The following is a 7,730-nucleotide window of genomic DNA, read 5'->3' on the forward strand; positions in this document are numbered from 1 at the left end:
ATTCTTATTCGTATAGTTCCGACATATCCTTTATCCAATGCTTCATCTGTTGGCGCAAACTTTGGGGATGGATGACCTCGACATCGGGACCGTGAGATAAAAGTTCCTGGATGAAGTCGTAGGTCGGCTTGAGATAATACTCAAATACAGTACAGTCCTTGTTGGAACTTAGCTCACGTTGGGACTGATGCAGAGGGAGCGAGCGGAAGTAGTCTGCTTGTCCGTTATAGACGTTTATCTCTATCCGCTCTACCTTCTTGTCGTTGTCAAGAATGATACCATAGACGGTATCGTAAAGTTCCTGCGCATCGAAGCCTTTTGGCATTTTGAACTTCTTGTCGGTTATCTCCATATCATCGATACGGTCAAGAGCGTATGTGCGTAGCACGTTCTTTACGATGTTCTTACCGGTTATGTACCACCTCTGTTTGAAAACCTTCAGGCAGTAAGGCTCAAGTTCAACTTCTTGTGGTTCCTTGGCATAGAAACTCTGGTACTCCAGTTTGACAACCTTGTTCTCCCGCATCGCCTGAATGAATTCCGTCAGATATTCATAGCCGGACGGTATCTGCTCACAGATGATTCTGCCATTCAAGTCTTTGCCCTGCAAGAGCATATTGCCGACTGAGAAACTGTTGAGCAGCCACTCCTGTATTTCCGGCATGCCAGTTGTGTCCTTGCCTTCGAGATAATACCTGTTCGTCCGCTTGTCACATTCAATATAGACATGGAACTGCTCTCCGATTTGTACACGGTGTTCAAACCACGTCTTCCTGACAATGGGTCTGCCGTTATAAAGCCAGCACTTTTCCCATTTTTCATTAAGCTCGTCCAAAGTCAGGCCATGCCGTGACCTTGCGACTTCGTTGATTTCCCAAAGATAACGTCCAATAAGGTTTGCTGCCATAGTGAAAATTCTATTGTTCTGAATTAAAATATTAGCAAGGCATTATACGAGAAGAAAATGGCATTTCACGCTGCTATAATGCCATTACGCTGAGCTGTAATGGCATTATATCAAATTCCGTAGGCTTTATTTTATGATTTCGCCAAGGTGAGCCTTGATGTCATCGAGGATGGCATTATAGTGTTTCCACCTTTCGGCACCATCTATAGTCTTGTTATTTACATGAGTAGTTTGAGGATGATGGGTCTTATAGGCAAGTGGAATACCCTTGATGTTGAGTTTAACTACATCAGACTCATCTACTCCTTGCAGAGTTTCAGAGCCAATAAGTGGATAACCACTTTCGTCATTAAAGTTCTCATTGATGTATTCATCATATTTGGCATCGAATCCCGTGAAGAAAATGATAACATCAGGCTTGAGTATGTTGATTTCTGATGGAATCACATGGAAGTATTTCTTCTCGTACTCATGTGCAGTAGTGCTTGCTGATGTTCCGTTAGCCGAAGACAGCTTAGAAATGTTGTTCCAAAGATACACTGCATGTTTGTCAGGACAAACTTCTTTCAACCTTTCCTCTATTCCAGACATTATTCCATTTAGGCCAGTTGCGAAGAACGGAGTCTTTGACAATTTATCTTCAGAATCTACAAGGAAAAAGACACCTCTTTTGTTCCCGTCATTAACTTCCCTATAATTCCTTCCATAGAATTTCTCGTATTGTTCTACACAGCCATCCGACACACTTGACTCTTCATCCCATCCCCATATATGGGTTTCTCTTCCGAAGAACATCACTTTAAGGTTCGCATTTGTATACCATTCTTCGTTGCCGGTCTTATTTCCTTCCTCGGTAAATCTCTCAATACCAAGAAGGAATGGCGGTTGCACTTGGCTCTTGATTCCATCTTTTTCAAGATGCTCAAGAAGGTTGTTAAAGCGAGGCTCGTAAGCGTTGCATAATACTTCATTTACTGTCATAAGCTTCCGTTTTAAGTTGATAATCAATTGCAAAGATAACGATTTATTTCTTTCGTCGTTATTTTTTCTTGTTATTTTTTCGAATTTTATTCTTCTCCTAACCAACTGTATTTTATCGGTTCCAGTCCATGCGCCTTCATTTCTTTCTCATTCTCAATCATTTCCATGAGACACATTGCTGCAAAGAATGCATTCCTTCGTTGTGGTAGCCGCATGAATGGCATGCGGTTGTCAGCGTCTCTGATAGGAGTACCGAGGACGACACTCCAAGGATTGTCGATTGTCAGATAGAAACTTTCACCATCTGTGTACCCTTCTGAATATACTCCACGTTCGTCCTTTCTTCCTCTGCAAGGATAGACGAAAGTACCATCTGCTTCCAAGAATATTCCTTCCGGACTTGGCTGTGGCTTTTCCTTCAACAACAACTCGTAAGTTTGTCTTGCCGATTCCAGGTATTCTGTAGACACATGAGGATAAGCATTCAGGATATAGTTTCTTATGTGCTTCCACTTGCTGTTCCTCATGTAATATCCAACGGTCGGATATAGGTCGTGCTGCTCTTTAAGATAGAACGGACCGATGATTTGCCCGAAGTCCAGTTCCATCTGTTTTTGTATATCCCACTTGTACGTATAACATAAAGGTGTGCCGCGTATTGACAATAGTCTCAACGGGACTTTACTGTCTGCCAAATTAAGAAACTTCATCGGATTATTTGAAATGTCCAAAGCCGTGAGGTTATGAAGCCTGTTGACAGAAAACAGACACAGGACGTTGCCGTGGACATTGACATCTCGAAGATACGACAATCCCCTTAAGTCCAAATGTTTCAGGCTTTGGTTAGGACAAATCAGATACATCAATCCCTTGCATCTGTCGAAATTGATTGACTTTACCGAATATGCGGTCAATGGCCTGAATCCCATAATGACATTTTCCTCGTCTGACGTAATCTTTGTGTTCCAATTCTCGTTATAATCTGAATATTCATGACCTACGAAATGCCAACCGTTGACTTTCCATTTCTCTGTCTGCTTTTTCCCGTCTCCCCAGTCTATAGTTATCGTGGCGTTCATAAGGACATGCAGCTCCATTGTGAATATCTTCAATCTGGAACTTCCCGTTATCTCCAATACGTCATGTCTGTTGGGATGCATCTTCTTTTTCATTCGGCGGAAAGATATTTCAAGACGATAGGGAATTGAATTGAACTTATATCTCTTGTTCCCCGAATCCCAATGATGGCGGTACACGCTTGTCTCACGGTAGTTGCCATCATCTATAATCTCCTTGTAGTATTTCATTGCCATTGCGTCATCGCCCAACTTCTCATAGCACCTGCCAAGATAGTAACCACAGTCAGTACGGAACGCCTCGTAACACTGCTTGTAATAACATATCGCCTTCTGCAGGTCTTTTTCAGCGCCCATGCCATACTCATACATACGACCCAACATCTGACAAACAGACTCGGCCGCCATCCAATTGTATGGCGATTCCTCCAATTTACGATATACAGTCGCGCATATCTTGAACGCCATGCGGTAGTCCTTTCTTTCCAACATCCTTTTAGCCATTACTGCTCCCAAGTCTATATCTTTCTGATGGAAGATGCGGTGCATGGCTATGTCTTCTAACAATTGGCAGTTAGGGAATCGTTTAAAGTAAGTACAGAGCATAGTGCTGAGATGATTTTTGGCAGAGAACACATCTTCTTCTTTGCCAGTCAAAGGTTTCGTTGATTGAAGGAACTCTGTATTTACTACCTTACTGAACCATTCCAATTTCATCAGTTCTTCAAAGGAACAATTACTATAGCTTCCTTCTTTGCCCGTAGCAACCTCTTCTATTACTTCAAAGAATGGGTCGAATTCCGCTTCAATATCATTCCTTTTATATAGTGAATCTAATATTGATGTCATAAACTATTCGTTTTAAAATTTACGGGTGCAAAGTTAAATTCAGACTGGGCCAAAACGGGTTACACCCACATAAAAACTTCCCAAAATATTTTTTTTCTAATATTTTATCGCACTGGGCAACGTTTTGAGGCAACCGTATGCTAATTTTGCCATCGAAATCATTTTAAAGCAAAAAATATGAGTTGGAAAGTTTTTCGTATTAAGCCAAAGCGCATTGTCAAGCGCAACAGTCTCGTCCTCACTCCTGACATGGAGGTGACTGTAACGACTAAACAGTATCAGAACAGCCCCTTTGACAACGGGGCGCAAGAAGTCAAAGCTATGTACAAGCATATCTATGGTTTTGACTATCAAAAAGCATGTTGTACTCCTAATGACTTTACTTATAAGCCATTAGCTTGAGCCATAAATTCTCTTATATACTATTCATCGGTGATGTCCTTTTTGTGGCATTGCCGATGATTTAAACTGTAAGATTATGAGCGTACAGGAAATATTCAATCTGCCTGCTGTCAAGGAAGTAGAAAAGAACATACTTGACTTGCAACGTGACATAGAGGTCTCTTATGGTCTGAGTGACACGAGTACCGCAATAATCAGACGATTGCTCCTCGTCAGAAAACACTTGCTCGAACATGAGTTTGTTATGGACGAGATGTATAAAGGCTTATTGGGCGATTTCAACGAAGCTTTACGCCAACAGTTAGTTGCCATGCGCTACAATGCCATAAAATCATACAATGCCGTTATGCTGACAGATGTAGACGGTGACATTGAAGTAACAGGAAAATGTTATCTGGGTTATGGCTACCCAAAGATACATCCCGTTCAAACCATACGCGCAAAGAAAATGTGGTGTATGCTCAATGAGACTCTTGACCACTATAATAGAAATTACGAGAATGGTGTATGTGATGGATGGCGTTATCCAAGAGGTGATGGATATACAGACTCCGAGAACTATCTGTTGTATCTTAACGATGAGGTGGATAACTGGGATGATTGGTTCTTTGGTAATAAACTAACTGCCGATATGCATCTTATTCATCCAATCAACCAACTGCTTGAGGTCACCTGTTTCTCTATATTTGATTTGCTTTGGGTGCGTGATTTCAATATTGAGATAACTGTTGAGACAGATTATGATACATATAAAGGCGACATGCAGGTTGATGACCTAGATTGGTCGAAGTATGATTATTCAGACTGATATGGCAAAGCGGAAGAAAAAGTTCACAGAGTCACAGGAATGGAGTTACAAGAATGACTTCCCAATCGGTGAGGTCTGGGGAACGTATCACACATTGGCGAAGTTGATAGTGCCACGATTGAGAGCATTCAAGGCTCTCGACAAGCAAGGTTATGCTCCGGGCTTTAAGGATATTGCCGATTGGAATCTTGCCATCCAAAAGATGATTGACGCTTTCGAGTTGTTGGAGGATAGCAACACATTGACAGAAGAAGAAAACAAGAAGGTTGACGAAGGGCTCATGCTTTTCTGCAAGTATTTCCGTAACCTTTGGGATTAAAGATTTCTAAGAAGATTTCTTAAAAAAGGCTCCAATCCTAGTATTCTTTCATATTTTATTCTTATCTTTGCAAAAAACAAAACGATGAATAATATTTTTGGTGAACTCAGAAAATATGCGCGTAAAAACCATCCTATTTTAACTTACGACGGTCGTGAATTATATGAAAGAATTGCAGAAATTGGACCCAATATTATTCTAGTCGCATAGATTTTAGTTATTCTAATAGATTAGAAAAATTAATAGCCATAGCTAAGGCAAAAACTCTTAGGTATATACATGAGAAAGACTATGACCGTAAATATAATTTATATGACATTATGTTACAATTGTGTCCAAATAACAAGGGATTAGCGGGCGTTACAACTTATGTGTTAGAGTTAGCCATTGATATAAACAAAAAAATAAATATTAATAAATCTGAAGGTTACGAGAAATACGAAGTAACAGATGCAGATATTAATAAGGTTGTAGATGGACCTGTAATTTGCGCTGATGACTATGACGAATTTATACATTCAGCAATAGATTTCAAAAAAGAAGAACTAAATGAATTATTAATAGATCGTGTTTTAATTAGTTTTGATAGCTATATATCAGTTTACGAGAATGCTAAAAAAACAAATATCGTAGGGAAAGATTTAGAATATCTGAACAGAATGAAGATATATAAAAGCAAAACAATAGACTTGTTAGAAGCGCCTGAAAACGTTTATTGGCTTTGTGTAGATGTAAATAAGAGATTCGAAGATGGAGAGCAAATATCTACCGACTCAGCCTGGATTTTTAGCCAAAAAGAGATAACAAATATATCTCTTATTATAATTAATTAATATAGATTCAAAATAGTGACGAATTGGAAAAGCAAGGTAGTGTCACTGTCTATTCACGTGACGCTACCGACCTAAATCGTTTTATTTGAATAAACTACCCTTTGACCAATAGTTATTTGCGAGTCGATGGACTTCATTCCTTTGATAATAGATACTTTCTTTACCTAAAAGCACCTTCTATTTCGCCATATTCAGTTTTTCCCTTCTCATTTTTTTTGATAAATTTTCTTGCTATATTTTCCAAAAAGTATGCTCCTCCATTTCTATAAATGAAGAAACTATTTATCTGAGGACGCTGATATTGAAGGATTTATTCTTCTACTTTTCAAAGATTATTTGCAGGAATAGATTAGACTTGCCAACGGCATCAACCTATATCCAAAGATAGACAAGGAACTCGGACTTGGCGTATTATATCCCTCTATTGAAGATATTGCCATACAGAATGCCAAGAGATACCGTGCACACGTTGCCCCGACCGGTGCTTAGCCTTGAACCTTCTAGGACTATCTACTCAGGTACCTATGAACGTGGTGTTCCTGAAAGACGGATCACCAAGAAAGATTAGGCTTGGTAACGACAAGACAATAACGTTCAAGCATACTGTTCCAAAAAAATCTTGCTTTCGTGAACAAGACAGCCCAACTGGCTACATTCGCATTGAAGGAGATTGGTAAAAGCAGTGACAATAAAGAGCATCTGAAAGCACTAAAACAAGCATTCTCTACCATTAACGAAAAGTCCACAGAGGCTGATTATAAGCTGATGCCAGCATGGATTAGGAAAATAATAAAGAGCTTTTATGAATAGTTATTATAATTACGCGTTGACAAAAATGAGGAAGACTGCAAAAAAGCCCCATGTCAACTATGAGTTGAAGAAAGAACTTGTTTAAGGCCATGGCCCAGCATAAGACGGCAGGGCTGTTGCCCGTGCTGAAGGCTACTCATGGTGACAAGACGAATTGGGATTGTTCCTACCACGTGCGATTGTCAACCGTGTAGGCGAGCCTTGAACTGTCTTATTTGAATGAAAAAAGTCTTTTGACCCATAGCTATTTGTGAGTCAAAAGACTTAATTAAATTCTTTTATTATGAATACTTTTCCTACATAAAAGCATCTTCTATATCGTCATATTCGACTTTTTCCCCTTTCATTTCTTTAATAACTTTTCTAGCTATACTTTCCAAATAATATGCTCCTCCATTTCTATGAATGAAGAAGCCATCATTAATGTATACAGGAGATGGCATCCATGGATTAAATGCATTTTCATCTTTGGCGAGAACTACAAATACTTCGCCTTCTTTTATCCATTCTTTGTCTACTACGACCCCTGTTTTCCTAGTATTCTTACTAATCTGAATTTTCGATTATTTTGTAGCGATAACGCTGGCCAAAAAGCTAATTATCTATAAATCAGCATACATTTAACTTATTATGTTTTGTCATTTCATTTATTATTGTTACATTTGTAGCGGTAATCAAAGATATAGCACAATGGCAAGGCCTATAAGCGATGAGACGGCTCACAAGGTGACGCTTCACATCAATA

General features: G+C 39.4%; 8 protein-coding genes and 1 pseudogene. 6 read left to right on the forward strand and 3 right to left on the reverse strand.

The features are described from left to right. Positions 1–4: 4 nt before the first annotated feature. The 3 genes from FYJ73_RS08765 to FYJ73_RS08775 all read right to left on the reverse strand — a co-directional run bounded on the left by FYJ73_RS08765 (position 5) and on the right by FYJ73_RS08775 (position 3,813). Positions 5–907, reverse strand: coding sequence for a helix-turn-helix transcriptional regulator (locus FYJ73_RS08765; RefSeq protein WP_154534330.1), 903 nt, complete (start codon positions 905–907; stop codon positions 5–7). Between the two features lie 126 nt (positions 908–1,033). Continuing rightward, positions 1,034–1,888: a hypothetical protein gene (locus FYJ73_RS08770; RefSeq protein ID WP_154534331.1), complete on the reverse strand. Its 855-nt coding sequence runs from the start codon at positions 1,886–1,888 to the stop codon at positions 1,034–1,036. An 86-nt stretch (positions 1,889–1,974) separates the two neighbouring features. Beyond that, on the reverse strand, positions 1,975–3,813 hold the full coding sequence (locus FYJ73_RS08775) for an SEL1-like repeat protein (RefSeq protein WP_154534332.1): 1,839 nt from the start codon (positions 3,811–3,813) through the stop codon (positions 1,975–1,977). Positions 3,814–3,990: 177 nt separating this feature from the next. Here FYJ73_RS08775 and FYJ73_RS08780 point away from each other — a divergent pair, with 177 nt between their 5' ends. From FYJ73_RS08780 to FYJ73_RS15915, 6 genes and pseudogenes are all read left to right on the forward strand, one after another. Continuing rightward, a complete protein-coding gene (locus FYJ73_RS08780) occupies positions 3,991–4,215 on the forward strand; it encodes a DUF6140 family protein (protein ID WP_154534333.1) in 225 nt (74 codons plus the stop codon). 76 nt (positions 4,216–4,291) lie between these two features. After that, positions 4,292–5,023, forward strand: coding sequence for a hypothetical protein (locus FYJ73_RS08785; protein ID WP_154534334.1), 732 nt, complete (start codon positions 4,292–4,294; stop codon positions 5,021–5,023). Position 5,024: 1 nt separating this feature from the next. Continuing rightward, a complete protein-coding gene (locus FYJ73_RS08790; protein WP_154534335.1) occupies positions 5,025–5,342 on the forward strand; it encodes a hypothetical protein in 318 nt (105 codons plus the stop codon). 320 nt (positions 5,343–5,662) lie between these two features. Next, the gene (locus tag FYJ73_RS08795) at positions 5,663–6,175 is read left to right on the forward strand and encodes a hypothetical protein (protein WP_154534336.1); all 513 of its coding nucleotides are present in this window, start codon (positions 5,663–5,665) and stop codon (positions 6,173–6,175) included. A gap of 384 nt (positions 6,176–6,559) precedes the next feature. Further along, positions 6,560–6,852: pseudogene (locus FYJ73_RS15910) on the forward strand (DUF6088 family protein). After that, on the forward strand, positions 6,803–6,985 hold the full coding sequence (locus FYJ73_RS15915) for a hypothetical protein (RefSeq protein ID WP_235899297.1): 183 nt from the start codon (positions 6,803–6,805) through the stop codon (positions 6,983–6,985). The pseudogene FYJ73_RS15910 and the gene FYJ73_RS15915 overlap by 50 nt, the downstream one beginning before the upstream one ends. Positions 6,986–7,730 lie beyond the last annotated feature (745 nt).

It is taken from the genome of Hallella mizrahii, from assembly GCF_009695775.1.
Taxonomy (GTDB): domain Bacteria; phylum Bacteroidota; class Bacteroidia; order Bacteroidales; family Bacteroidaceae; genus Prevotella; species Prevotella mizrahii.